Consider the following 23,758-nt stretch of genomic DNA (forward strand, 5'->3'; position numbering starts at 1 on the left):
TGCGCGCGATGATATCACACTTGTTTTGTTACGCACGGTTCCACCAGCCACTTCTGCCAGCTCGCTTTCACCTGGTCGCGTTCACGGGTAAAGCAGTCGAGCGCCACGTGGCCCGGCTGTTCCTGCAAGGCGAGGTGGTGCAACTCATCGCGCAGCGTGGTGTAGGCGCGGGTTAAGGCCTGCGCCTCCTGCTCATCCATGATGTCGTTTTGCGCAAGCAGCTCCAGAATGCGCACATTATCCGACCAGCGGGTCAGCTTCGGCTTGTCATGCGCGTGCAGGAGCACCAGATACTGGGTGATAAACTCAATGTCGGTAATGCCACCCTCATCGGCTTTAATATCAAACCGATCGCGGTGTTTATTGCCCAAATGCGCGCGCATCTTTTCACGCATTTCGCGCACTTCGGTCTGCAACTTACTGCCTTCACGCGGGGTGGTCATCACCGCTTTACGAATGGCATCAAACTGCGTTTTTAACTGCGGATCGCCATACACCACGCGGGCGCGCACCAGCGCCTGATGCTCCCACGTCCAGGCTTCGTTTTTCTGATAATCGGCGAAGGATTCCGTTGAGGTCACCAGCATACCAGCCGCGCCGGACGGACGCAGACGGGCATCCACTTCGTACAGAATGCCCGATGACGTGCGGGTGCTGAACAGGTGCATAATGCGCTGGGCCAGACGCAGATAGAACTGGCGCCCGTCAATTTCTCGCTCGCCGTCGGTCATCACGTCGGCCGGACAGTCGTGCAGGAAGATTAAATCCAGATCGGAGCTGTATCCCAGCTCCCACCCGCCGAGCTTACCGTAGCCCACCACGGCAAAACCGCGGCCTTCTCGTTCAGCAAGATGCTTCGGCTGGCCGTAACGCGCCACCATCTGGATCCACGCCTGGTGCACCACCGCATCGATGATCGCTTCCGCAAGCCAGGTTAAGTGATCGCTCACTTTCATCACCGGCAGCGTTTCGGCAATATCCGCCGCCGCGACGCGCAGCATCTGGGCCTGTTTGAACTGGCGCAGCGCTTCCAACTGCTGCTCTTCATCTTCTTCCGGCACGCGTAGCAGATACTGGCGCAACTCATCGCGGTAGGCATCGGTCGCCGTCGGCTGATAGAGGGTATTGGGATCGAGCAGTTCATCCAGCAGCAGCGGGTAACGCGCCAGCTTGTTGGCCACCATCGGTGACGCCGCGCAGAGCGTGATCAGGTGCTTCAGCGCCCCCGGGAATTCGCTCAGCAGTTCAAGATAGGTGGTACGCGTAATAATGCCGCTCAACAGCGGCATCATGCGGGAAAGCGGCACCGGGGCGTCGGCACGGGAACAGACATCGCTCAGCAGGTGCGGCATCAGGTGATCCAGCACCTGGCGACCACGCGGACCAATGGCACGCTTGTTGAGTTCAAGGCGGAAATCGGCGATCAGCGCCACCACCCGATGGCGATCGTCGTCGCTCAGGTGCGCCAGCACGGGCGTAGTGTCATCTTCCTGCAGGGCATCCTGCCACAGTTCACGCCAGTGTTCAGAGAGCGTATCGTCCTGCGATTCGCTTTCATCATCGCCAATCAGCTCGTTAAAGATACGGCGCACGCCTGCCATATGCGCCTCCAGCCGTTCGGTCAGTGCGGCCCAGTCGTCCACGCGCATGCCCCACGCCAGACGCGCCCGGTTCAGGTCATCCCCCGGCAGGGTCTGGGTTTGCTCGTCATTGATGCTTTGCAGCAGGTTTTCCAGACGACGCAGGAACAGGTATGCCTCACGCAGGGTTTGCGCGTCCCCCTCTGGCAGGAGATGGAGTTGCTCAATCGCTGACAGCGTCGGGAGCAACGAGCGGGATTGCAGCGACGGCTCGCGACCACCGCGGATAAGCTGGAAGACCTGGACAATAAACTCGATTTCACGAATGCCACCCGCGCCGAGCTTAATGTTATCTTTCAGCCCACGACGGCGTACCTCACGGGCGATCATCCCTTTCATGTTACGCAGGGACTGGATCACGCTGAAGTCGATATAGCGACGGAACACAAACGGGCGCAGCATGGCGCGTAGCTCGTTGGCGTAAGCGTCGTCGCTGTCACCCATGATCCGCGCTTTGACCATCGCGTAACGCTCCCAGTCGCGCCCCTGCTCCTGGTAGTAATCTTCCAGCGCCGCAAAGCTCAGCACCAGCGGGCCGCTGTCGCCAAACGGACGCAGACGCATATCCACGCGATAGACAAAACCGTCCTGCGTCGGCTGATCCAGCGCCTTGATCAGACGCTGGCCAAGACGGGTGAAGAACTGGGCATTGTCCAGTTCACGACGGCCTCCGCGCGTGGAGCCGTTCTCCGGCCAGGCAAAAATCAGGTCGATATCGGAGGAGAAGTTCAGCTCGCAGCCGCCCAGCTTACCCATCCCCAGAATCAACAGCGGCTGAGGAACCCCTTCCTCGCTGCACGGCGTGCCCCACTCTTTACAGCAGGCGGCGTAGAGCCAGTCTCGCGCAGCGACAATCAGCGTCTGCGCCAGCTCGCTCAACTGCTGGAGCGTGCTCTCTTCACTGACCAGCTCAAGCGACTGCGCCCAGGCTATGCGCACCATCACCCGGCGGCGAAACTGGCGCAAAACGCGCATCAGCGTGGCTTCATCCGCCACCTCAGCCAGCGCGCTTTGCAGCCAGCCTGCATAATGCCGCCACTCGTCAGCCTGCGGCGGGGCGTTTTCAAGCTCCACCAGCCAGTCCGGGTTAGCAGTAATACTTTCCTGCACAAAATCACTGAACGTGAGCACGCACTTTGCCTGCTCGCTTAACGATGACGCCGGTAATGACTCAGGCAGACGTTCGCAAACGGTCTGCCACTGCTGCTGTAACTGCGAAGAAAGCGGCATTATAGGGGTTCCTTGCCAGAATTAACGTTTTCCGCTGTGCAGCCAGAATGGCTCCTGCGAAATGGCCTCGTTGCGGAAATGCTCAATCTCAATATGCTGACGGGTTTCGATGGCATGTTTCAGCCCCTGCCAGTTTTCCAGCCACGCCTGCGTTTTGACGTCATCATAGGCACCCGACAGCAGTAGCATGCAGTCGATGTTGCGCGTCAGACGGATCAGCTGGTCGCCGTACTGGTCACCCAGCGGATAAGCAAAGGTGGTTTTCAGCTCTGCGGCATGGCGGGAGAGGTGGATATCCGCGAAACGTTTAAAGTTTTCTGCGATTTTTGTCTGGGCTTTCGCGTCCAGGAAAGTGCGCCAGCCGCGCGTCACCAGAAACTCGGTCAGCGCCAGTTTGGCGGCCGCGGTTTGCGGGCTGTAGATCGCCGTTTGCGCAGACACATCAGAGAGCATCAGCGTTTCAGTTTGCGTCAGCAGATCGCGTAAGTGAGCACTTGCTTTGCGAGGCACGATGCCGCCAAACAGCATCAGAGTATGACGAACCAGACCGATGGCGGCCAGGACGTGGGCTTTTGCGTTTTTCACATTACGCACCCAGAGCTCTTCGTGGTACTGCCACTGCGAAAGCGCCAGCTCCAGAGCCGCCTCCATGCCCTGCTCAACGCTGGCTTTTGGGGCTACGCGTAACACAGGGGTCTCTTTCAGCGCCCGTGGCGCATTCCCGGCGGCCAGATGATATCCGCGGGCGGCTTTGCTGAGGCTGCCCTGACGCAAGCCTGACTGACTCACTAGCTTACGCGCCAGCTTCAGCACATCGTTCGTCTCGCCTTCCAGCAGTTCAAGCTCCAGTTCGCAAATTGGCTCCTGGTATTCCCCCGCTTTCACCTCGCCCAAATCAAGGGCGATTTCAATGCGGCTTTTGCCTTCCGTTACCAGCCATTTCTCGCGCCAGAAATCGGTGCTGAACAGCGGCTGCACCTCAGCTGCCAGGGTGGATGGCAATTCGCCATTTGGCCACACTTCTGCCGGAAAACGTTCCAGCTCAAGTTCTGGCTGATTGATGTCGATATTGTATTCGGGGCGCTGATGCAAACCGCCCACAACGCGACCGGCGATTTTCATCGTCATCTCGTAGCGCCCGTTCGCGCCGCGGATGCGCAAGCCCATATCATGACGACGCAGCCAGTTGTCCGGCGTTTCGTAATAGATATTGAGCAGCTGTACGGGTTCATGGTGTTCGCCGGACAGCGTTTGCAGATGCTGGCGGAGCGCGTCAACGCTGTCTTTTTCGACGATAAACTTTAATTCGATCTCTTGTGCCATAGCCTTGTACTTTTGCGTGCGTCACAGACGCGTCGATGAAGGCGAACTTCCTCGCCATTTGTTTGTCAGTACATAGTATTTTGCGCCAAATTGCCACGCAATGACCAATTTGACGGGCGTAAAAAGTTTGCAGCGGCGGCGATCGGGACACAGATGATTCTGATTGATGACGAATCCTTTGCGTAGAGACACTGATGCCACTACTATCGTTCCACTATTTATGAAAATAACGACTGATATGCTTAAATTACGCCTGATTGGACTTACTTTACTCGCTTTTAGCGCCGCGACTGCGGTCCACGCTGAAGAAAAGCGTTACGTTTCTGACGAACTGAACACCTGGGTACGTAGCGGCCCCGGAGATAATTATCGCCTCGTGGGTACGGTAAATGCCGGCGAGGAAGTCACCCTGTTACAGACCAACACCGAGACCAATTATGGTCAGGTTCGCGACAGTTCCGGCCGTACCTCCTGGATCCCCCTGAAAGAGCTGAGCACCGTGCCAAGCCTGCGCACCCGCGTGCCGGATCTGGAAAACCAGGTGAAAACCCTGACCGACAAGCTGAACAACATTGACGGCACCTGGAACCAGCGTACCGCGGAAATGCAGCAGAAAGTCGCGCAGAGCGACAGCGTGATTAACGGTCTGAAAGAAGAGAACCAGAAACTGAAGAATGAGCTGATTGTGGCGCAGAAGAAAGTGAATGCCGCCAATCTGCAGCTCGATGACAAACAGCGCACCATCATCATGCAGTGGTTTATGTATGGCGGCGGCGTGCTGGGTGTCGGCCTGGTGCTGGGTCTTGTTCTGCCACACCTGATCCCAAGCCGTAAACGTAAAGACCGCTGGATGAACTAATTCGTCTTCTCTGCCAGACTTACGTATTATCTTGCCAAAAGAGAAAACGGGAGTGTAGGGCGTGAAGAGTTATCTGGTCGGTGGTGCGGTACGTGATGCGTTGTTAGGTCTGCCGGTCAAAGATAAAGACTGGGTGGTGGTAGGCGCCACCCCCGAAGAGATGCTTAACGCGGGCTACCAGCAGGTAGGCCGCGATTTTCCCGTGTTTCTCCATCCGCAAAGCCGGGAAGAGTACGCCCTGGCGCGTACGGAGCGTAAATCCGGTTCCGGCTATACTGGCTTCACTTGCTATGCCGCGCCCGACGTCACGCTGGAGCAGGATCTCCTGCGTCGCGATCTCACCATCAACGCGCTGGCGCAGGACGAGAACGGCCAGATCGTTGATGCTTATGGCGGCCAGGACGATCTGCGCAACCGTCTTTTACGTCACATCTCCCCGGCGTTTTCGGAAGATCCGCTCCGGGTGCTGCGCGTGGCGCGCTTTGCCGCACGTTACGCCCATCTCAGTTTCCGTATTGCCGATGAGACGATGGCGCTGATGACCGCCATGACCGAGGCGGGTGAGCTTGAACACCTGACGCCAGAACGCGTCTGGAAAGAGACGGAGAACGCCCTCACCACCCGCAATCCACAGGTCTTTTTCCAGGTGCTGCGCGACTGCGGCGCCCTGAAGGTGCTGTTCCCGGAGATAGACGCGTTGTTTGGTGTACCCGCCCCGGCGAAATGGCACCCGGAAATCGACACTGGTGTGCACACCCTGATGACGCTCAGTATGGCGGCCATGCTCAGCCCGGAGGTGGACGTGCGCTTCTCGACGCTGTGCCACGATCTCGGCAAAGGCTTAACGCCAAAAGAGTTCTGGCCTCGTCACCACGGGCACGGCCCGGCTGGGGTGAAGCTGGTCGAGGGGCTGTGCCAGCGCCTGCGGGTGCCGAACGAGATCCGCGATCTGGCGAAACTGGTGGCCGAATTCCACGACCTTATCCACACCTTCCCGATCCTGAAACCGGCCACCATCGTTAAGCTGTTCGATAACATCGACGCCTGGCGTAAACCCCAGCGCGTCGAGCAGATCGCGCTCACCAGCGAGGCTGACGTGCGCGGGCGCACCGGGTTCGAAGCGTGCGACTATCCGCAGGGGCGTTTGCTGCGCGCCGCGTGGGAGGTGGCCAAAGCCGTGCCAACCAAAGAGGTCGTCGAAGCAGGATTTAAAGGCCCGGAAATTCGCGAAGAGCTGACGAAACGGCGGATTCAGGCGGTATCAGAGTGGAAGGAAAAGCATTGCCCTCAGCCAAAAGACTGAGGGCAGCCGGTCAGAAGAAGACCACGTAAACCGCAGCCGCGACGATAAAGCGGTAGATCGCGAACGGGATAAACGAGATACGCTTAATCAGTTGCAGGAAGGTTTTAATGGCAATCAGCGCCACGATAAAGGCGGTGATAAAGCCCACGGCGAACATCGGAATATCGCCCGTGGTGAGAAAACCAATGCTTTTGTAGAGGTCCAGCGCGGTGGCGCCCATCATCATCGGCACCGCCAGCAGGAACGAGAACTCAGATGCCGCGTAACGGCTTACACCCATCAGCATCCCGCCGGAAATCGTTGCTCCTGAACGGGAGAAGCCCGGCCACAGCGCCAGACACTGGAAACAGCCAATGATAAAGGCCTGGCGATACGTCATATCGTCCAGACCTTCTGCGCGCGGCGTTTTTGGCTTCAGCACTTCCGCCGCAATCAGCAGGAAACCACCGACCACCAGCGCGTACATCACGTTAATCGGGTTAAACAGCGATTTGATGGTGTCGTGGAAAACCAGCCCCAGCACCACCGCCGGGATCATCCCGAGCAGGATATGAATCAGCGTCAGGCGGCCCTTGCTCTCTCCTTCACGCTGTGGCAAACGCCCGAAGTGGATGCCGATCAGCCCAAACAGACGACGCCAGAACATCACGACCACAGCCAGAATGGACCCCAACTGAATGACCACCTCGAACGTCTTTGCGGTATCGCCTTCAAAGCCCAGCAGGTGGCCAACAATAATCATATGGCCCGTACTGGAAACCGGCAAAAACTCCGTCAATCCTTCGACCACACCCAGAATTGCCGCCACCAGCAGCGAGTGCATATCGCTCATCTATAAACCCCTAAAAAAATATAAAAAAAACGGTCGCCCCAACAGCTACCGTGAAAGATACAGCTTTAAGACCGATATAACCTAAAATGGTTTAGCTATTATGACGTTAAATCTTTCCTTTCAGATTTGTGCCACGCTCAATGATGACCCCCACATTGGCGGCACGCGCCACCGCGCCCGGCTTACTCAGCTTAATGCGCACCCACGGCGAGTTGAATTTGGTCAGCAGTAACTCTGCCACCTCTTCTGCCACGCGCTCCACCAGCGCAAAACGCTGCCCTTCAACGTGGGCGATGACCGTTTCACTGATGTCGGCATAGCTCAGACAGTCATTCACGTCGTCACTTTTTGCCGACTTGCGGTTATCCCAGCCCATTTCGATATCGAACACCAGCTTCTGCTCGATGGTCTGTTCCCAGTCGTAAACACCAATAGTGGTGATTACCGAAAGTTGCTCTATAAATACAATATCCATCACGACCTGCCTGCTTTTTGGCTAAACCGGATACCACTTCCGGTGAATTATGCGTATTATCCACAGATGCTGAGAATACAGATACATTTTCAAAACGGAACAGCGTTATGAGTGCAATCGCGCCTGGAATGATTCTCCTCGCCTACCTTTGCGGCTCAATCTCCAGCGCCATTCTGGTCTGCCGCATTGCCGGGTTACCTGACCCGCGCGAAAGTGGCTCCGGGAATCCGGGAGCGACCAATGTACTACGAATTGGCGGCAAGGGAGCAGCCGTAGCGGTTTTGATTTTTGACGTTCTGAAAGGGATGTTACCCGTCTGGGGCGCGTATGCGCTGGGCGTGACCCCGTTCTGGCTGGGGCTTATTGCCATCGCCGCCTGTGTCGGCCACATCTGGCCCGTATTCTTCGGTTTTAAAGGTGGCAAAGGCGTCGCGACGGCCTTTGGTGCCATCGCGCCCATCGGCTGGGATCTCACCGGCGTGATGGCAGGCACCTGGCTGCTGACTATTCTTCTGAGCGGCTATTCGTCGCTGGGCGCCATCGTCAGCGCGCTGATTGCCCCGTTCTATGTCTGGTGGTTTAAACCCCAGTTCACCTTCCCGGTGTCGATGCTCTCCTGCCTTATCCTGCTGCGTCATCACGATAATATTCAGCGTCTGTGGCGACGTCAGGAGACGAAAATCTGGGCGCGGTTAAAGCGGAAGAAGAGAGAGACGCGGTAGGGTTTTATTTACTTTTAGTGGAATTGTTCCGTTCACTTTATGACCAACAGAATATGACGTTCCGGAACCCGTGAACGTGATACCCATAAAGCAGAAAAGCTATAGTGAACGGAACCCTTCCACCGCAGCCCCAAAATACAGGCCCCCATCCATAAGCGACTCATATGACAGCCTTCATTTCCGCCAGGGCATACTGAAACGTATCTCCCGGGCGCGCGAATGGAAGCACCATGTTAGCAACTCAGGTCACTGATAGTTCGTACAAAGGCTGGCAGGCCTCGCTTGACCTGCGGTTTTGCCACACGCCTGAGAAAACCCTCCTCCATGCCGCGCACCACGTCGGGCCGCTCACGGTACAGCGTCCGTTCTACCCCGAAGGGGAAACCTGCCACCTTTATCTGCTGCACCCGCCGGGTGGCGTGGTGGGCGGTGACAGGCTGGATATTACCGTAAGTCTGGACGCCAATAGCCACGCGCTTATCACCATGCCCGGCGCCAGTAAGTTCTATCGCAGCAGCGGCCCACAGGCTCGCCTTAACCAGCACTTTTATCTCGATGAGGCGTCCACGCTGGAGTGGCTGCCGCAGGACACCATTATCTTTCCCGGCGCCAATGCCGCGCTGCGCTCCGTCTTCCACCTGAAGGCCTCCAGCACGCTGCTGGCGTGGGAGCTGTACTGTCTGGGTCGCCCGGTGATCGGCGAGACCTTCAGCCACGGCACGCTGGAGAGCCGCCTTAAGGTCTGGGTGGATGACGAGCCACGTCTGATTGAGCGTCAGCATCTCAGCGACGGCGATCTTACCCCTGTTGCCGGGCAGCCGTGGCTCGGCACTCTGCTGTTCTATCCGGCCGGAGAAACGCACCTCGACACGGCGCGTGAGCTGCTCGCACCACTAAATACCTTTGCCGGGGCGACGCTCACTGACGATCTGCTGTCGGTGCGTTTTCTCTCCCACGACAACCTGATTTGCCAGCGGGTGATGCGCGATATCTGGCAGTCGCTTCGCCCGCTTCTCACCACCAAAACCGCCTGTTCGCCGCGTATCTGGCAGACATAAGAGAAACGTTATGGAACTGACCCCCAGAGAAAAAGACAAGCTGTTGCTGTTCACCGCCGCGCTGGTTGCCGAACGCCGCCTTGCGCGCGGGGTAAAGCTCAATTACCCGGAATCGGTCGCGCTGATCAGCGCCTTCATTATGGAAGGCGCGCGCGATGGCGAAACCGTCGCCTCGCTGATGGAAGCGGGCCGTCACGTCCTGACGCGTGACCAGGTGATGGAAGGCGTACCGGAGATGATCCCGGATATTCAGGTGGAAGCCACCTTCCCGGACGGGTCAAAACTCGTCACCGTGCATAACCCGATCGTGTAAGGAGCGCGTGATGATCCCAGGCGAATACCAGATCCAGTCCGGCAATATTGCCCTCAACGTCGGGCGAGAAACCCGGCTTATCATCGTCGAAAACCACGGCGACCGACCTATACAGGTGGGATCGCACTATCACTTTTACGAGGTGAATCCGGCGCTGAAATTTGACCGGGAAGCCACCCGGGGCTTTCGACTGAATATCCCGGCAGGCACCGCGGTGCGGTTCGAACCCGGCCAGAAGCGCGAAGTGACGCTGGTGAAGGTCACCGGGGCGCAACGCATTTTCGGTTTCCGGGGTGACGTGATGGGAGAAGTGAAAAATGGCTGAGATTTCGCGCCAGGCTTATGCCGATATGTTCGGCCCCACCACTGGCGATAAAGTGCGTTTAGCCGACAGCGAGCTGTGGATCGAAGTCGAAAACGATCTCACCGTCTACGGCGAAGAGGTCAAATTCGGCGGCGGGAAAGTGATCCGCGACGGTATGGGCCAGGGGCAGATGACCGCAGATGACTGCGTGGATCTGGTGCTGACTAACGCGTTGATTGTCGATCACTGGGGGATCGTGAAAGCGGATATCGGCGTGAAGAACGGGCGGATCTTTGCCGTCGGTAAAGCTGGCAACCCGGACATTCAGCCCGGGGTGACGATCCCGATCGGTGCCGCCACGGAAGCGATCGCCGCCGAAGGGAAGATCGTTACCGCTGGCGGGATCGACACTCATATCCACTGGATCTGCCCGCAGCAGGCCGAAGAGGCGCTGGTTTCCGGCGTCACGACGATGATCGGCGGCGGCACAGGTCCCGCGGCAGGGACCAACGCCACCACCTGCACGCCGGGGCCGTGGTATATCGCCCGCATGCTGCAGGCTGCCGATACCCTGCCGGTGAATATCGGCCTGCTGGGTAAAGGCAACGGTTCTAACCCGGATGCCCTGCGCGAGCAAATAGCCGCCGGGGCCATCGGGCTGAAGATCCACGAAGACTGGGGCGCAACGCCTGCGGCCATCAACTGCTCGCTGGAGGTGGCGGAAGAGATGGATATCCAGGTGGCGCTGCACAGCGACACGCTGAACGAATCCGGTTTCGTCGAAGACACGCTGGCGGCCATCGGCGGGCGCACCATCCATACCTTCCACACGGAAGGGGCCGGTGGCGGCCACGCGCCGGATATTATTACCGCCTGTGCGCACCCGAATATTCTGCCCTCCTCCACCAACCCGACCCTGCCCTATACGGTCAATACCATCGATGAACATCTCGATATGCTGATGGTCTGCCACCACCTCGACCCGGATATCGCCGAGGATGTGGCTTTTGCCGAATCGCGTATTCGCCGGGAAACCATCGCTGCGGAAGATGTGTTGCACGATATCGGCGCATTCTCGCTAACTTCCTCTGATTCCCAGGCGATGGGCCGCGTGGGCGAAGTGATTCTCCGCACCTGGCAGGTGGCGCACCGCATGAAGGTGCAGCGCGGCGCACTGCCGGAAGAGACTGGCGATAACGACAACTTTCGCGTGAAGCGCTACATCGCCAAATACACCATTAACCCGGCGCTGACGCACGGTATCGCCCATGAAGTGGGCTCCATCGAAGCGGGCAAGCTGGCGGATTTAGTGGTCTGGTCCCCGGCGTTCTTTGGCGTGAAACCCGCCACCATCGTCAAGGGTGGGATGATCGCCTGCGCCCCGATGGGCGATATCAACGCCTCGATTCCCACGCCGCAACCGGTCCATTATCGTCCGATGTTTGGCGCACTGGGTGCCGCACGTCACGCCACCCGGCTGACGTTTGTCTCGCAGGCTGCGGCCGCGCAGGGGATAGCGCAACAGCTCAACCTGCAGAGCGCCACGGCGGTGGTCAAAGGCTGCCGCACGGTGAAAAAGGCCGACATGATCCACAACGGCCTGCAGCCAAATATCACCGTCGATTCGCAAACCTATGAAGTGCGCGTCGACGGCGAACTGATAACCAGCGAACCGGCTGACGTACTGCCGATGGCGCAACGCTATTTCCTGTTTTGAGGAGTGATGATGATCTATTTAACCCAACGCCTGGACCATGCGCATCCGATTACCGCCAGCGTCACGCTGCCGATTGACGTGCGGGTGAAAAGCCGCGCCCGCGTGGCACTGAACGACGGGCGCGAAGCCGGGCTCATGCTGCCGCGCGGTTTACTGTTGCGCGGCGGCGACCTGCTCTGTAACGAAGACGGCAGCGAAGTCATCGAAGTGATTGCCGCCCCGGAGTCCGTCTCCGTGGTGCGCTGCGACGATCCGTTCCTCCTCGCCCGCGCCTGCTATCACCTGGGCAACCGCCACGTGCCGCTGCAAATCATGCCCGGCGAGTTGCGCTATCACCACGATCACGTCCTCGACGACATGCTGCGCCAGTTTGGGCTGGCGGTCACCTTCGCCAGCCTGCCGTTTGAACCTGAAGCGGGGGCCTACACCAGCGAGGCCCACAGCCATAGCCACTCTCACGCTCATTCACATTAAGGATTAATCATGCGTAAGTATTTACCCCTGTTACTGCTGGCCTTTTCCCTGCCTGCACTGGCACATCCGGGACACGGTGCCGACAGCTTCCATGCTGGTTTTTTCCACCCGCTGACCGGACTTGATCATCTGCTGATGCTTGCCGGTGCGGGCGTGCTCTCCGCGCTGAGCGGCCGCAAGCTGCTGCTGCCTTTTGCCACCCTCGGGATGATGCTTGTCGGTGCCATTGCGGGCAGCCTGCTCGGCGGCTTTAGCGGCATGGAGATGCTGATTATCGCCTCGCTGGGCGTCTGCGGCGTGATGATGTTTAAAACCGAAAATCGTCTGCTGCTGGCGGTGCCTGCCCTGGCGATGTTCCACGGCTGGGCGCACGGGGTGGAGATGTCCGGCCACAGCTTCTGGCTCTTCACCAGCGGCTTTATGCTGGCCAGCGCCACGGTGCTGTGCGCCAGCTTCGCCGCCGGGTTACTGCTGCGCCGCCACGACGGACTGCGTAAAACCTTTGGCGGTGGGCTTATCGTCTCTGCCCTGCTGGCGCTGATGAGCTGATGGAACTCGCCCGCCAGCGGCTGCGTCTGATGCAGCTCTCCAGCAGCAGCCTGCCGGTCGGGTCGTTTACCTGGTCGCAGGGGCTGGAATGGGCCGTCGAGACAGGCTGGGTTACCGACGCAGAGGCGTTCAAAAACTGGCAAACCCTGCAGATGGAGCAGAGCTTTTTCTGCGTCGACCTGCCGCTATTTGCCCGGCTCTATCGGGCCTGTGAAGAGGGCGATCTGGCGGCAGCAAAACGCTGGACGTCATACCTGCTCGCCTGTCGGGAAACCCGTGAACTGCGGGAAGAAGAACGCAATCGCGGCGCCGCCTTTACGCGGCTCATCAAAAGCTGGGAGCCAGACTGCCCGTCCCTCTGGCAGCCGCTGTTTATGCAAAGCCAGCTCAGCGGCATGGCGTGGCTCGGCGTGCGTTGGGGTATTAGCGCGCACGAGCTGGCCCTGAGTCTGGGCTACAGCTGGATTGAGAGCGCGGTAATGGCCGGCGTCAAGCTGGTACCGTTTGGGCAACAGGCCGCACAACAGCTGATTATCGAACTCAGCGACCATTTTGCCGCCGGGTTTGAACAGGCATTTTTACGTGACGATGAGGCACTGGGCGCGGCGACGCCGCTTTCCGCCATCGCCTCTGCCCGCCACGAAACACAATATTCACGGTTATTCCGTTCCTGAGGATGCAACATGGCTGATTACAAACATCCCCTGCGCGTTGGCGTGGGCGGCCCGGTCGGTTCGGGCAAAACCGCGCTGCTGGAAGCGCTCTGCAAGGCGATGCGCGACACGTATCATCTGGCGGTAGTGACGAACGATATCTACACCAAAGAGGATCAACGCATTCTGACCGAAGCGGGCGCACTTGAGCCGGAGCGCATTGTGGGCGTAGAGACGGGTGGCTGCCCGCACACGGCCATTCGCGAAGATGCCTCGATGAACCTGGCCGCAGTGGAAGCGCTCAGCGAGAAGTTCGGCAATCTGGATCTGATCTTCGTCGAAAGCGGCGGCGATAACCTGAGCGCGACCTTCAGCCCGGAGCTGGCGGATCTGACGATCTACGTGATCGACGTGGCTGAAGGGGAGAAGATCCCGCGCAAGGGAGGGCCAGGGATCACCAAATCCGATTTTCTGGTGATCAACAAAACCGATCTCGCGCCGTACGTGGGTGCCTCGCTGGAGGTGATGGCGCGCGACACCAACCGCATGCGCGGCGAGCGTCCGTGGACCTTTACCAACCTGAAGGCAGGAGACGGCCTGGCAACGATTATTGCGTTTCTGGAAGAGAAAGGGATGCTGCGGATCTGAAAAAAGGCCTGGCGCAATGCCAGGCCGTAATGGTTATTTACAGCTGTTACTGGAAGAACCCTGCTCGCGCCACGCGCCCCACTGGCCGCCGGTGCCCGGGGTTTCCTGACCCGGGTTGACATACCACTGGTTGAACCAAATTTTACCGTTGTAAGAGACTTTGGTGCATTTGGTCGGGTAAGCGATTTTGGCGTTATAGGCCGGTGCGGCAGGTTTTACCGGCGTATCATCTTTTTCCGTGGTGTCGTCTTTCGCGGGTACCGCAGGCTTAGTGACCTTAATGGTCATGCTGTCCGTCGCGGTCCGGCCATCTGCGCCGGTTGTGGTCAGCGTGAAGACCGCTTCTCCTTCGCTGTTGGCAGGAATAACGGCATAAGCATGCGCGCTATCCACGCTCTTCACCAGCGTGCCGTTCAGGTTCGCCTCCAGCGAGAAGGTTTCCGCCCCTTTTGTCACGCTCCAGTTATACGATTTGGCATTCAGGCTCTTGCTGCCATCCAGCGGGTAGGTGCTCACGCCCGTGGTCGGGGAGACCATGGTGTAATCCGCGCCTGCCGCAGCGGTTGGGGCCGGAGCGACAGGGGTGTTACCGTCTTTCAGCGCCATAATACGGGCTACCGCACGCTCCATGTCAGGCTGTGTCCCCACTTTTGCCGAATCCCCGTTCGCCAGCGGCGTACCGGTCTCCGCCAGAATCTGACGCATCTGACGCGGTGTCACGGTAATACCGTTGGCTTTGGCGATGCCTGACAGGCTTGCTACCACACCCGCAATAATCGGGTTCGCGGAAGAGGTTCCGGCAAAAGTCGCGGTATAGGAATCGTTAACGCCAGCGTTTTTATACAGATCGCCATAACCGGTGGTCACCACATCCCAGCAGCCCCAGGCAGAACTGGTAATGCGCGAGCCATAGGAGCTGAACGACGCTTTTTTACCGTCTTTCGCACAAAACGCACCCGCCAAAATAGCCCCGGAGTCCCGGACATTCACGTCATACTCCCCCCGGAACCCTGGGCTGTCCATGTTGATATTCCCGTTACCTGCCGCCTCAATAACGTGAACACCTTTGTCGGTCAGCGCCTTAATAATATCGTAATAGGCGGTCTGGGATTCCATTGCGACCCAGCAATCCTTCTGACAACCCGATGGATAACCACCCGCAACTTGTATCCCGATCTGCACCACATCACCCGCTTTTAGCTGGGGGATTAAATTATAGAGGTTATTACTCGCGGAGGCCGCATACCCCATCCGGCTTTTCCAGGCTAAACCGCGAATACCGGTGCCCATATCTTTCGCCGCCATAATCCCCACTGAAGCGGTGTCGTGATCATGGCTTGCAACATACGTCGTCTTGCCAGAGCTGAGGCTCATCGGCGGTAAGTTGGCATGGCTGGTATTCCAGGCATCAATCTCCGCCGAAATAATCGTTACCCCTTCACCCGCACTGCCTGCATAGCGATCAACACTGTCGCGGTTGACGCCCCCCATATAATAACCGGTGCGCTTAACATCCGGCGCTTTGAGATAATCCTGCTTATTGCGGAAATCCGGAACGGCGGCAGACGTTAAATTATCATTCAGTGAGGACTTTAACTGTGGCGTAAGGGCCGTATCATCCAGCGATACCGGCTCGGCTTCCGGGTACACAAACTCTACGTTCTGATTTTGCTCAAGCTCGGTGATAATATGGTTAATATATGTTTTATCCTGACTTTTATCTTTCGGTAACTCGATGCGCAGATAACGGTCAAAACCATAGCGTTTATTAAGCTCCGTCAATTCAGAGGATTGAGTAGAACTACGCAAGTTAGTCGGACGGAACATATTTGTTGTTGTCAGGGAAGCGTCGCTCAAGGTAATTTTATTGTTTGTGGTTTTTAACAGACCTGTGGTCGGTTTAAGCTTGAGCACAATTGCGGTGTAGATGGCATTATCCTGTGCAAATTCATTTTGCACCAGAGTTTCAGCCGCAGCAGAGAATGAAATTGCTGCACAAATAAAAAGAGATAAAGCGCTTTTTTTCATGATAATCACGGTTCCTGTGTGAATTGAAATTTTTCCTTTTTCAGTATCACTGACACACGGACCGCGAAGAATAAGAGTGGCCTACTCTGATGAACAGAGTTCTCTCTAAATAATTAAGAAAATTCCATACTGCGTTAATTTATATTTCGCAATGCAACGATACACTTAGATACAAAAAACGTAAAGCTTAATCATTATGAAATAATCAAGAGCCGTCGGCGTTAAAAATATTCTCGTTGCTACTGCGACTTTACCGCAAAATGAATTTTAATAACATTATATCTTGCGAGGTGTTCCAACCGCCGTTGGCCCCGCCATTTCATGAAAGGGTTAATACGACGCATCATTATGGACATTAAAATCGTTATCGCTGAAGAATCCTCGTTAATTCGACGCGGCTTATCCTCCATGATGCAGTCCCTCTCGTTACCCGCCGTTGGCATGGATCAGAGGTGCGTTCTGATCGGTGAGGCAGCGGCCTCCGCTGAACTTCAGTCGCTTCTTGGCCAGCATAATCCGGATATCGCTATTCTTGGCTATTCGCTGACAACCAGCCTCAGCCGCCCTCCGCTCGGGGGAATGGACGGGCTGAAGCTCTTGAGATGGCTTAAACAGACCTATCCTGCGCTTAACATTATCCTGCTCTCGCCTTATGCAAACGCCACGCTTATCCGTCAGGCGCTAAAGGAAGGAGTCAGAGCGTACTTATCACGTGATATCAACGAGAAAACCTTAAGCCAGGCGATTACCACGGTCCTGAAAGGCGAGATTTATATCGAAAACCAGCTGGTGAATATGCTTTTCCGTCATGAAAAGACGGACGTGGAGAAACTCTCTCCACGGGAAATTGACGTGCTGCGCCTGATATGTAAGGGGTTAAATTTGAAGGAGATTTCACAGTTTATGCATTTGAGCATCAAAACGGTCAGCGCACATAAGGTCCGGGCGATGGAAAAGCTGGACGTACAAAACGATTGCCAGCTTTACTCTTTGATCATCAAGAACCAGATGTTTGAGATCGGAATGTAAACGTCTCCCGCCGCTAAGACGGGAGCGTCGGTCAAGCTTCCGGCAGCTCCGCCAGCGGCCAGCGTGGACGTACGGAGACGCTCAGATCCGCCGTTGCGCCAGCGTTCAGGCGCACCATCCCGGCGTAGGCGATCATCGCCCCGTTATCGGTACAGAATTCCGGGCGCGCATAAAACACTTCCCCGCGACGCTTTTGCATCATCTCCGCCAGCTTCGCACGCAGCGTACGGTTAGCGCTGACGCCCCCCGCCATCACCAGGCGCTTAAAGCCGGTCTGATCCAGCGCGCGTTTACACTTGATCATCAGCGTATCGACCACCGCATCTTCGAATGCGCGAGCGATGTCCGCACGGGTCTGCTCGCTGTCATCATTATTGCGGATGGTATTGGCGGCGAAGGTTTTCAGGCCGGAGAAGCTGAAATCCAGCCCCGGACGGTCGGTCATCGGACGCGGGAAGACAAAACGCCCTTCCGTGCCCTGCGACGCCATTTTCGAGAGCATCGGGCCGCCCGGGTAATCCAGACCCAGCAGCTTAGCGGTTTTGTCGAAGGCTTCTCCGGCGGCGTCATCAATCGACTCGCCCAGCAGCTCATACTTGCCAATACCCGTCACGCTAATCAGCTGGGTATGGCCGCCAGAAACCAGCAGCGCCACAAACGGGAATTCGGGCGGATTCTCTTCCAGCATTGGTGCCAGAAGATGCCCTTCCATATGGTGAACCGGAATGGCCGGAACATCCCACGCGAAGGCCAGGGAACGGCCCACCGTCGCACCGACCAGCAGCGCGCCGACCAGACCCGGGCCTGCCGTGTAGGCGACGGCATCAATATCAGTTGAGTTCAATCCGGCCTCTTTCAGCGCCGCCTGAATCAGGGGAACCGTTTTACGTACGTGGTCACGAGAGGCCAGTTCAGGCACGACGCCGCCGTAGTCAGCATGCAATTTCACCTGACTATACAGTTGGTTGGCAAGAAGCCCTTTTTCGTCGTCGTAAATGGCGATGCCGGTTTCATCGCAGGATGTTTCAATACCCAGTACACGCATGACTTGTTTTACCTCGTTTCAGTACCGCGCAGTGTAGAGCCTGGGCGGGTTGATGTAAAACTTTGTTCGCCCCAGGACATCCGCTCGTGTATACTCTTCCCCCTTATAAAAGTCCCTTTCAAAAACGCGTCGGTGCTTTACAAAGCAGCAGCATTTGCAGTAAAATTCCGCACCATTTTGAAATAAGCTGGCGTTGATGCCAGCGGCAAACCGAATTTATCAAAGGTGAGAGTTACATGCCGGTAATTAAAGTACGTGAAAACGAGCCGTTCGACGTAGCACTGCGTCGCTTCAAACGTTCATGCGAGAAAGCAGGTGTTCTGGCTGAAGTTCGTCGTCGTGAGTTCTATGAAAAACCAACGACTGAACGTAAGCGCGCTAAAGCTTCTGCAGTGAAACGTCACGCGAAGAAACTGGCTCGCGAAAACGCACGCCGTACTCGTCTGTACTAATCCGTTGAGGGCGACAGTCCTCAATTGACAGACAGAGTAATAGTCGTAAGGCCGTGCTTCCGGAAGGAATGCGCGGCTTGTTTTCGTTTATGAGTTGCTAAAAACTTTTGGGGCATATGGCCGGACGAATCCCACGCGTTTTCATCAATGACCTGCTGGCAAGAACCGACATCGTCGATCTTATCGACGCGCGGGTAAAGCTGAAAAAGCAGGGCAAGAACTACCATGCGTGCTGTCCTTTCCATAACGAAAAAACCCCCTCCTTCACCGTCAACGGTGAAAAGCAGTTTTACCATTGCTTCGGCTGTGGCGCACACGGTAATGCCGTCGATTTTTTAATGAACTACGACAAGCTCGAGTTTGTTGAAACCGTCGAAGAGCTGGCGGCGATGCACAACCTTGAAGTGCCGTATGAAGCGGGCAGTGGACCAAGCCAGATAGAGCGCCATCAGCGTCAAACGCTGTATCAACTGATGGATGGCCTGAATTCGTTTTACCAACAGTCTCTTAAGCACTCTGCGGCTGAGCCTGCGCGTCAGTATCTGAACAAGCGCGGACTGAGCGACGATGTCATTGCGCGTTTCGCTATTGGTTACGCCCCGCCCGGCTGGGACAACGTGTTAAAGCGTTTTGGCGGCAATAGCGAAGATCGTAAATCGTTGATCGACGCAGGTATGCTGGTCACTAACGACCAGGGACGAAGCTATGACCGCTTCCGCGAACGGGTGATGTTCCCGATCCGCGACAAGCGTGGCCGGGTGATTGGTTTTGGTGGTCGCGTGCTGGGTGATGCCCTGCCCAAGTACCTCAACTCCCCGGAAACCGACATTTTCCATAAGGGCCGTCAGCTTTACGGCCTTTATGAGGCGCAGCAGGCAAATGCGGAACCTCCGCGCCTTCTCGTCGTCGAAGGGTATATGGATGTCGTTGCGCTGGCGCAGTATGACATCAATTACGCAGTAGCCTCGTTGGGCACGTCCACCACGGCCGATCATATTCAGCTGCTGTTTCGGGTGACCAACAACGTCATCTGCTGCTACGACGGTGACCGCGCAGGGCGCGATGCCGCCTGGCGTGCGCTGGAAACTGCGCTACCTTATATGACCGACGGGCGGCAGTTACGCTTTATGTTCCTGCCCGACGGTGAAGACCCGGATACGCTGGTGCGTAAAGAGGGCAAAGCGGCGTTTGAAGCGCGGATGGAGCAGGCTCAGCCGCTCTCCACGTTCTTGTTTAACAGCCTGATGCCGCAGGTTGATTTAAGTACCCCTGACGGGCGCGCGCAGCTCAGTACGCTGGCGCTGCCGTTAATCAGCCAGGTGCCCGGCGAAACGCTGCGCATCTATCTGCGTCAGGAGTTAGGCAACAAGCTCGGCATTCTGGATGACAGCCAGCTTGAACGTTTAATGCCAAAACAGGCTGAAAACGGCACGGTTCGCCCCGCGCCTCAGCTAAAACGCACAACCATGCGTATACTGATAGGGTTACTGGTCCAAAACCCCGAACTTGCACCGCAAGTGCCATCGCTGGCGGGTTTGAACCACGAAAAATTGCCCGGGCTTGGCTTATTTTCAGAACTGGTCAACACATGTTTGTCTCAGCCAGGTCTGACCACCGGACAACTTTTAGAACATTATCGCGGCACAAAAGAGGCCGCTACCCTTGAAAAATTGTCGATGTGGGACGATATAGCAGATAAGGACATTGCAGAAAAAACGTTCACCGACTCACTCAACCATATGTTTGATTCGATGCTCGAGCTGCGCCAGGAAGAGTTGATTGCTCGCGAGCGCACACACGGTTTGAGCAGCGAAGAACGCCGGGAGCTCTGGATGATAAACCAGGAACTGGCGAAGAAATAAGCAAAAAGACAAAAGTATTTAACGGCTTAAGTGCCGAATATCGATCGGGAAGCCCCCGGCAGCCGCACTGAGAGGCAGCGGCAAAAATATAAGTACGCCCTCGCTTTAAAGGTTGGCAAACCATCGCCGACACCAATCAAACGAATTAAGTGTGGATACCGTCTTATGGAGCAAAACCCGCAGTCACAGCTGAAACTTCTTGTCCAACGTGGTAAGGAGCAAGGCTATCTGACCTATGCCGAGGTCAATGACCATCTGCCGGAAGATATCGTCGATTCAGATCAAATCGAAGACATCATCCAAATGATCAATGACATGGGCATTCAGGTGATGGAAGAAGCACCGGATGCCGATGATCTGTTGCTGGCTGAAACCTCCAACAACACTGACGAAGATGCGGAAGAAGCTGCTGCACAGGTACTGTCCAGCGTGGAATCTGAAATCGGGCGTACCACTGACCCGGTCCGCATGTACATGCGCGAAATGGGTACCGTTGAACTGTTGACCCGCGAAGGCGAAATTGACATCGCAAAACGCATCGAAGACGGGATCAACCAGGTTCAGTGCTCTGTTGCTGAGTACCCGGAAGCGATCACCTATCTGCTGGAGCAATACGATCGCGTTGAAGCGGAAGAAGCGCGTCTGTCCGATCTGATCACCGGTTTTGTCGACCCAAACGCTGAAGAAGATATGGCGCCAACCGCCACTCACGTCGGTTCTGAACTGTCTCAGGAAGAGATGGATGACGACGAAGACGAAGATGAAGAAGAGAGCGACGACGACAGCGCCGATGATGACAACAGCATCGACCCGGAACTGGCACGTGAGAAGTTCGCCGAGCTGCGTACCCAGTACGAAGTGACGCGTGACACCATCAAAGCCAAAGGTCGCAGTCACGCTGCTGCCCAGGAAGAGATCCTGAAACTGTCTGAAGTCTTCAAACAGTTCCGCCTGGTGCCAAAACAGTTCGACTACCTGGTGAACAGCATGCGCGTGATGATGGATCGCGTACGTACCCAGGAACGCATCATCATGAAGCTGTGCGTTGAGCAGTGCAAAATGCCGAAGAAGAACTTCATCACCCTCTTCACCGGCAACGAAACCAGCGAAACCTGGTTCAACGCGGCTATCGCGATGAACAAACCGTGGTCTGAAAAACTGCACGACGTGAAAGAAGACGTGCATCGCGGTCTGCAGAAGCTGCAGCAGATTGAAGAAGAGACCGGCCTGACCATCGAGCAGGTGAAAGACATCAACCGTCGTATGTCCATCGGTGAAGCGAAAGCCCGTCGTGCGAAGAAAGAGATGGTTGAAGCAAACTTACGTCTGGTTATCTCTATCGCCAAGAAATACACCAACCGCGGTCTGCAGTTCCTGGATCTGATTCAGGAAGGCAACATCGGTCTGATGAAAGCGGTAGATAAGTTTGAATACCGTCGTGGTTACAAGTTCTCCACCTATGCGACCTGGTGGATCCGTCAGGCAATTACCCGCTCTATCGCGGATCAGGCGCGCACCATCCGTATTCCGGTGCATATGATTGAGACCATCAACAAGCTCAACCGTATTTCCCGCCAGATGCTGCAGGAGATGGGTCGCGAGCCGACGCCGGAAGAGCTGGCTGAACGCATGCTGATGCCGGAAGACAAGATCCGTAAAGTGCTGAAGATCGCCAAAGAGCCAATCTCCATGGAAACACCAATCGGTGATGATGAAGATTCGCATCTGGGTGATTTCATCGAGGATACCACCCTCGAGCTGCCGCTGGACTCTGCCACCACCGAGAGCCTGCGTGCTGCCACGCACGACGTTCTGGCTGGCCTGACCGCCCGTGAAGCGAAAGTACTGCGTATGCGTTTTGGTATTGATATGAACACCGACCACACGCTGGAAGAAGTGGGTAAACAGTTTGACGTTACCCGCGAACGTATCCGTCAGATCGAAGCGAAGGCGCTGCGTAAACTGCGCCATCCGAGCCGCTCTGAAGTGCTGCGTAGCTTCCTGGACGATTAATCCAGATAAACAGCAAAAAGCTCCCAATCGGGAGCTTTTTTTTTGTTTATTCCCTCTCCCTGTGAGAGAGGGCCAGGACGAGGCATCAGGCCGCAGAGCCCCCTAAAGCCCCCGCACCACCAGCGCCTCGTCGAGCTCCCTGTAAGCTTCCACCAGTTTATCCAGCGTTGCCCTGTTAAGTCCGCTCGGGTTTGGCAGCACCCATACCTGCGTCACACCGATGGTGATGGCCTGTTTACCCCATTTCACCCCGCGCTGGCTGAACGCCTGCTCATAGGCCTGTTTCCCCAGAATCGCCAGCGCGGCAGGCTGGAAGTCTTCGATCTTCTTAATCAGTTCCCGCCCGCCAGTGCGCAGCTCATGCAGGTTGACTTCGCTCGCCTGCACGGTTGGTCGCTCCACCAGCATGGTGATCCCGCAGCGCGTATCCAGCAGATGCTGCTCCTCTTCAGGCTTGAGTAACCGGTCGGTAAACCCGGCCTGGTAGATCACTTTCCAGAAGCGGTTCCCCGGATGAGCAAAGTGAAAACCGGTATGCGCCGAGGATTTACCGGGGTTGATCCCACAGAACACCACCCGTAATCCCGGGGCCAGAATATCGTTGATCATATTTACTCCCGATTGATACATCATCATGGAAGTATAAAGGATTGATTATGCGTTGTTTATAAAAACAGCAGGCGGGTGTGAATGGCTGGATTGCTGCGGGGAGTTACATTATAATCCACCGCCACGGCCCCTTAGCTCAGTGGTTAGAGCAGGCGACTCATAATCGCTTGGTCGCTGGTTCAAGTCCAGCAGGGGCCACCAAATTTTAGCTGTAAAATCATATAATTAAGCCACTCTAGCGAGTGGCTTTTTTGTTTATGGTTTCATCGTTGGCAGCAAAATGGCAGCAGAAAATAAGCTGCCACCAATAAAAAACCCGCCGAAGCGGGTTAGTTTGTCAAAAATTCATATGTCCCTGACCACTGTTTAAAGGGTGCGGAGGCACATGATCGACCTGTCCGGGTGTTACGATAAAGCGCACTACGGTTTCATGAGTAACAAAAGTGGTTCCACAGTTAATGTTTTGGCACTGGCAATAACGCTCTTTCGTATTATCTGATACACGAAAGCTACTGCGAGTATGTGCCGCGTGTCCGCATTTCGGACAATTCATCATATCCGTTTCTCCCCAAGTCATTACCCGCAATCCCATAATGATACACGAACATCCCTTTTGTGAA

The 23,758-nt window shown here is 56.3% G+C and carries 23 protein-coding genes and 1 tRNA gene; 16 read left to right on the plus strand and 8 right to left on the minus strand.

The features are described from left to right. Positions 1 to 14: 14 nt before the first annotated feature. Together glnE and ACQG2G_RS18590 are read right to left on the minus strand one after the other, a co-directional pair. Complete coding sequence (glnE, locus tag ACQG2G_RS18585; protein ID WP_094915927.1) at positions 15 to 2,873, minus strand: bifunctional [glutamate--ammonia ligase]-adenylyl-L-tyrosine phosphorylase/[glutamate--ammonia-ligase] adenylyltransferase; 2,859 nt, start codon at positions 2,871 to 2,873, stop codon at positions 15 to 17. 18 nt (positions 2,874 to 2,891) lie between these two features. Further along, complete coding sequence (locus ACQG2G_RS18590; RefSeq protein ID WP_013098760.1) at positions 2,892 to 4,193, minus strand: inorganic triphosphatase; 1,302 nt, start codon at positions 4,191 to 4,193, stop codon at positions 2,892 to 2,894. 238 nt (positions 4,194 to 4,431) lie between these two features. Between ACQG2G_RS18590 and ACQG2G_RS18595 the strand changes: the two genes are divergently transcribed. Together ACQG2G_RS18595 and ACQG2G_RS18600 are read left to right on the plus strand one after the other, a co-directional pair. Next, positions 4,432 to 5,052 carry a TIGR04211 family SH3 domain-containing protein gene (locus ACQG2G_RS18595; protein WP_013098761.1) on the plus strand — a complete coding sequence of 207 codons (621 nt, stop codon included), beginning with the start codon at positions 4,432 to 4,434 and terminating at the stop codon, positions 5,050 to 5,052. 61 nt (positions 5,053 to 5,113) lie between these two features. Beyond that, positions 5,114 to 6,355 (plus strand): multifunctional CCA addition/repair protein, encoded by a 1,242-nt coding sequence (locus ACQG2G_RS18600; RefSeq protein WP_023620520.1) that lies wholly within the window; start codon positions 5,114 to 5,116, stop codon positions 6,353 to 6,355. A gap of 10 nt (positions 6,356 to 6,365) precedes the next feature. On the opposite strand, the gene bacA is transcribed toward ACQG2G_RS18600, so the two are convergent. Next, a complete protein-coding gene (gene bacA, locus ACQG2G_RS18605; RefSeq protein ID WP_014833310.1) occupies positions 6,366 to 7,187 on the minus strand; it encodes an undecaprenyl-diphosphate phosphatase in 822 nt (273 codons plus the stop codon). Positions 7,188 to 7,293: 106 nt separating this feature from the next. Continuing rightward, complete coding sequence (gene folB / locus ACQG2G_RS18610; protein WP_013098764.1) at positions 7,294 to 7,662, minus strand: bifunctional dihydroneopterin aldolase/7,8-dihydroneopterin epimerase; 369 nt, start codon at positions 7,660 to 7,662, stop codon at positions 7,294 to 7,296. Between the two features lie 107 nt (positions 7,663 to 7,769). Between folB and plsY the strand changes: the two genes are divergently transcribed. The 9 genes from plsY to ureG all read left to right on the plus strand — a co-directional run bounded on the left by plsY (position 7,770) and on the right by ureG (position 14,100). Further along, positions 7,770 to 8,384 (plus strand): glycerol-3-phosphate 1-O-acyltransferase PlsY, encoded by a 615-nt coding sequence (plsY, locus tag ACQG2G_RS18615; RefSeq protein ID WP_013098765.1) that lies wholly within the window; start codon positions 7,770 to 7,772, stop codon positions 8,382 to 8,384. A 230-nt stretch (positions 8,385 to 8,614) separates the two neighbouring features. Beyond that, positions 8,615 to 9,442 (plus strand): urease accessory protein UreD, encoded by an 828-nt coding sequence (locus tag ACQG2G_RS18620; RefSeq protein WP_348595946.1) that lies wholly within the window; start codon positions 8,615 to 8,617, stop codon positions 9,440 to 9,442. A gap of 10 nt (positions 9,443 to 9,452) precedes the next feature. Further along, the gene (locus ACQG2G_RS18625) at positions 9,453 to 9,755 is read left to right on the plus strand and encodes an urease subunit gamma (RefSeq protein ID WP_003862556.1); all 303 of its coding nucleotides are present in this window, start codon (positions 9,453 to 9,455) and stop codon (positions 9,753 to 9,755) included. Positions 9,756 to 9,765: 10 nt separating this feature from the next. Beyond that, positions 9,766 to 10,080 carry an urease subunit beta gene (locus ACQG2G_RS18630; protein WP_013098767.1) on the plus strand — a complete coding sequence of 105 codons (315 nt, stop codon included), beginning with the start codon at positions 9,766 to 9,768 and terminating at the stop codon, positions 10,078 to 10,080. Next, on the plus strand, positions 10,073 to 11,776 hold the full coding sequence (gene ureC / locus ACQG2G_RS18635) for an urease subunit alpha (RefSeq protein ID WP_058651369.1): 1,704 nt from the start codon (positions 10,073 to 10,075) through the stop codon (positions 11,774 to 11,776). Before ACQG2G_RS18630 ends, ureC begins: the two co-directional genes overlap by 8 nt. A gap of 9 nt (positions 11,777 to 11,785) precedes the next feature. Next, positions 11,786 to 12,250, plus strand: coding sequence for an urease accessory protein UreE (gene ureE, locus ACQG2G_RS18640; RefSeq protein WP_020689459.1), 465 nt, complete (start codon positions 11,786 to 11,788; stop codon positions 12,248 to 12,250). Positions 12,251 to 12,259: 9 nt separating this feature from the next. Continuing rightward, the gene (locus tag ACQG2G_RS18645) at positions 12,260 to 12,799 is read left to right on the plus strand and encodes a HupE/UreJ family protein (protein WP_020689458.1); all 540 of its coding nucleotides are present in this window, start codon (positions 12,260 to 12,262) and stop codon (positions 12,797 to 12,799) included. After that, on the plus strand, positions 12,799 to 13,473 hold the full coding sequence (locus tag ACQG2G_RS18650; protein WP_205918516.1) for an urease accessory protein UreF: 675 nt from the start codon (positions 12,799 to 12,801) through the stop codon (positions 13,471 to 13,473). Before ACQG2G_RS18645 ends, ACQG2G_RS18650 begins: the two co-directional genes overlap by 1 nt. 9 nt (positions 13,474 to 13,482) lie before the next feature. Then, on the plus strand, positions 13,483 to 14,100 hold the full coding sequence (ureG, locus tag ACQG2G_RS18655) for an urease accessory protein UreG (RefSeq protein WP_013098772.1): 618 nt from the start codon (positions 13,483 to 13,485) through the stop codon (positions 14,098 to 14,100). 33 nt (positions 14,101 to 14,133) lie between these two features. Here the strand turns inward: ureG and ACQG2G_RS18660 are convergent, their stop codons facing one another. Beyond that, entirely contained in the window at positions 14,134 to 16,128 is a 1,995-nt protein-coding gene (locus ACQG2G_RS18660) for a S8 family peptidase (protein WP_061772167.1), read from the minus strand. Between the two features lie 348 nt (positions 16,129 to 16,476). Between ACQG2G_RS18660 and ACQG2G_RS18665 the strand changes: the two genes are divergently transcribed. After that, positions 16,477 to 17,157: a LuxR C-terminal-related transcriptional regulator gene (locus ACQG2G_RS18665; RefSeq protein WP_248766639.1), complete on the plus strand. Its 681-nt coding sequence runs from the start codon at positions 16,477 to 16,479 to the stop codon at positions 17,155 to 17,157. Positions 17,158 to 17,188: 31 nt separating this feature from the next. Here ACQG2G_RS18665 and tsaD read toward each other — a convergent pair whose 3' ends face one another. Next, positions 17,189 to 18,202, minus strand: a complete 1,014-nt coding sequence (gene tsaD / locus ACQG2G_RS18670; protein WP_013098775.1) for a tRNA (adenosine(37)-N6)-threonylcarbamoyltransferase complex transferase subunit TsaD — start codon at positions 18,200 to 18,202, stop codon at positions 17,189 to 17,191. A 236-nt stretch (positions 18,203 to 18,438) separates the two neighbouring features. Here tsaD and rpsU point away from each other — a divergent pair, with 236 nt between their 5' ends. From rpsU to rpoD, 3 genes are all read left to right on the plus strand, one after another. Beyond that, positions 18,439 to 18,654, plus strand: a complete 216-nt coding sequence (rpsU, locus tag ACQG2G_RS18675; protein ID WP_001144069.1) for a 30S ribosomal protein S21 — start codon at positions 18,439 to 18,441, stop codon at positions 18,652 to 18,654. 116 nt (positions 18,655 to 18,770) lie between these two features. Next, positions 18,771 to 20,516, plus strand: coding sequence for a DNA primase (dnaG, locus tag ACQG2G_RS18680; RefSeq protein WP_014833324.1), 1,746 nt, complete (start codon positions 18,771 to 18,773; stop codon positions 20,514 to 20,516). A 165-nt stretch (positions 20,517 to 20,681) separates the two neighbouring features. Beyond that, positions 20,682 to 22,529 (plus strand): RNA polymerase sigma factor RpoD, encoded by a 1,848-nt coding sequence (gene rpoD, locus ACQG2G_RS18685; protein WP_013098777.1) that lies wholly within the window; start codon positions 20,682 to 20,684, stop codon positions 22,527 to 22,529. 102 nt (positions 22,530 to 22,631) lie between these two features. Here the strand turns inward: rpoD and mug are convergent, their stop codons facing one another. Continuing rightward, entirely contained in the window at positions 22,632 to 23,138 is a 507-nt protein-coding gene (mug, locus tag ACQG2G_RS18690) for a G/U mismatch-specific DNA glycosylase (protein WP_061771562.1), read from the minus strand. A 125-nt stretch (positions 23,139 to 23,263) separates the two neighbouring features. Between mug and ACQG2G_RS18695 the strand changes: the two genes are divergently transcribed. Beyond that, a tRNA-Ile gene (locus ACQG2G_RS18695) sits at positions 23,264 to 23,339 on the plus strand. A gap of 136 nt (positions 23,340 to 23,475) precedes the next feature. Here ACQG2G_RS18695 and ACQG2G_RS18700 read toward each other — a convergent pair. Further along, positions 23,476 to 23,694, minus strand: coding sequence for a DNA-binding transcriptional regulator (locus ACQG2G_RS18700; protein ID WP_015386379.1), 219 nt, complete (start codon positions 23,692 to 23,694; stop codon positions 23,476 to 23,478). Between the last annotated feature and the right edge of the window lie 64 nt (positions 23,695 to 23,758).

Source organism: Enterobacter cloacae complex sp. 382A5, assembly GCF_050031095.1.
In the GTDB taxonomy this organism is placed as follows: domain Bacteria; phylum Pseudomonadota; class Gammaproteobacteria; order Enterobacterales; family Enterobacteriaceae; genus Enterobacter; species Enterobacter cloacae.

Bases quoted from the DNA above. Each gene is read 5' to 3' on its own strand.
- mug (WP_061771562.1), bottom strand. From the start codon at position 23,138: ATGATCAACGATATTCTGGCCCCGGGATTACGGGTGGTGTTCTGTGGG.
- ACQG2G_RS18645 (WP_020689458.1), top strand. From the start codon at position 12,260: ATGCGTAAGTATTTACCCCTGTTACTGCTGGCCTTTTCCCTGCCTGCA.
- tsaD (WP_013098775.1), bottom strand. From the start codon at position 18,202: ATGCGTGTACTGGGTATTGAAACATCCTGCGATGAAACCGGCATCGCC.
- ACQG2G_RS18590 (WP_013098760.1), bottom strand. From the start codon at position 4,193: ATGGCACAAGAGATCGAATTAAAGTTTATCGTCGAAAAAGACAGCGTT.
- folB (WP_013098764.1), bottom strand. From the start codon at position 7,662: ATGGATATTGTATTTATAGAGCAACTTTCGGTAATCACCACTATTGGT.
- plsY (WP_013098765.1), top strand. From the start codon at position 7,770: ATGAGTGCAATCGCGCCTGGAATGATTCTCCTCGCCTACCTTTGCGGC.
- ACQG2G_RS18625 (WP_003862556.1), top strand. From the start codon at position 9,453: ATGGAACTGACCCCCAGAGAAAAAGACAAGCTGTTGCTGTTCACCGCC.
- rpsU (WP_001144069.1), top strand. From the start codon at position 18,439: ATGCCGGTAATTAAAGTACGTGAAAACGAGCCGTTCGACGTAGCACTG.
- ACQG2G_RS18620 (WP_348595946.1), top strand. From the start codon at position 8,615: ATGTTAGCAACTCAGGTCACTGATAGTTCGTACAAAGGCTGGCAGGCC.
- ACQG2G_RS18665 (WP_248766639.1), top strand. From the start codon at position 16,477: ATGGACATTAAAATCGTTATCGCTGAAGAATCCTCGTTAATTCGACGC.
- rpoD (WP_013098777.1), top strand. From the start codon at position 20,682: ATGGAGCAAAACCCGCAGTCACAGCTGAAACTTCTTGTCCAACGTGGT.
- ACQG2G_RS18700 (WP_015386379.1), bottom strand. From the start codon at position 23,694: ATGATGAATTGTCCGAAATGCGGACACGCGGCACATACTCGCAGTAGC.
- ureC (WP_058651369.1), top strand. From the start codon at position 10,073: ATGGCTGAGATTTCGCGCCAGGCTTATGCCGATATGTTCGGCCCCACC.
- dnaG (WP_014833324.1), top strand. From the start codon at position 18,771: ATGGCCGGACGAATCCCACGCGTTTTCATCAATGACCTGCTGGCAAGA.
- ureE (WP_020689459.1), top strand. From the start codon at position 11,786: ATGATCTATTTAACCCAACGCCTGGACCATGCGCATCCGATTACCGCC.
- ACQG2G_RS18630 (WP_013098767.1), top strand. From the start codon at position 9,766: ATGATCCCAGGCGAATACCAGATCCAGTCCGGCAATATTGCCCTCAAC.
- ACQG2G_RS18660 (WP_061772167.1), bottom strand. From the start codon at position 16,128: ATGAAAAAAAGCGCTTTATCTCTTTTTATTTGTGCAGCAATTTCATTC.
- bacA (WP_014833310.1), bottom strand. From the start codon at position 7,187: ATGAGCGATATGCACTCGCTGCTGGTGGCGGCAATTCTGGGTGTGGTC.
- ACQG2G_RS18595 (WP_013098761.1), top strand. From the start codon at position 4,432: ATGCTTAAATTACGCCTGATTGGACTTACTTTACTCGCTTTTAGCGCC.
- ureG (WP_013098772.1), top strand. From the start codon at position 13,483: ATGGCTGATTACAAACATCCCCTGCGCGTTGGCGTGGGCGGCCCGGTC.
- ACQG2G_RS18650 (WP_205918516.1), top strand. From the start codon at position 12,799: ATGGAACTCGCCCGCCAGCGGCTGCGTCTGATGCAGCTCTCCAGCAGC.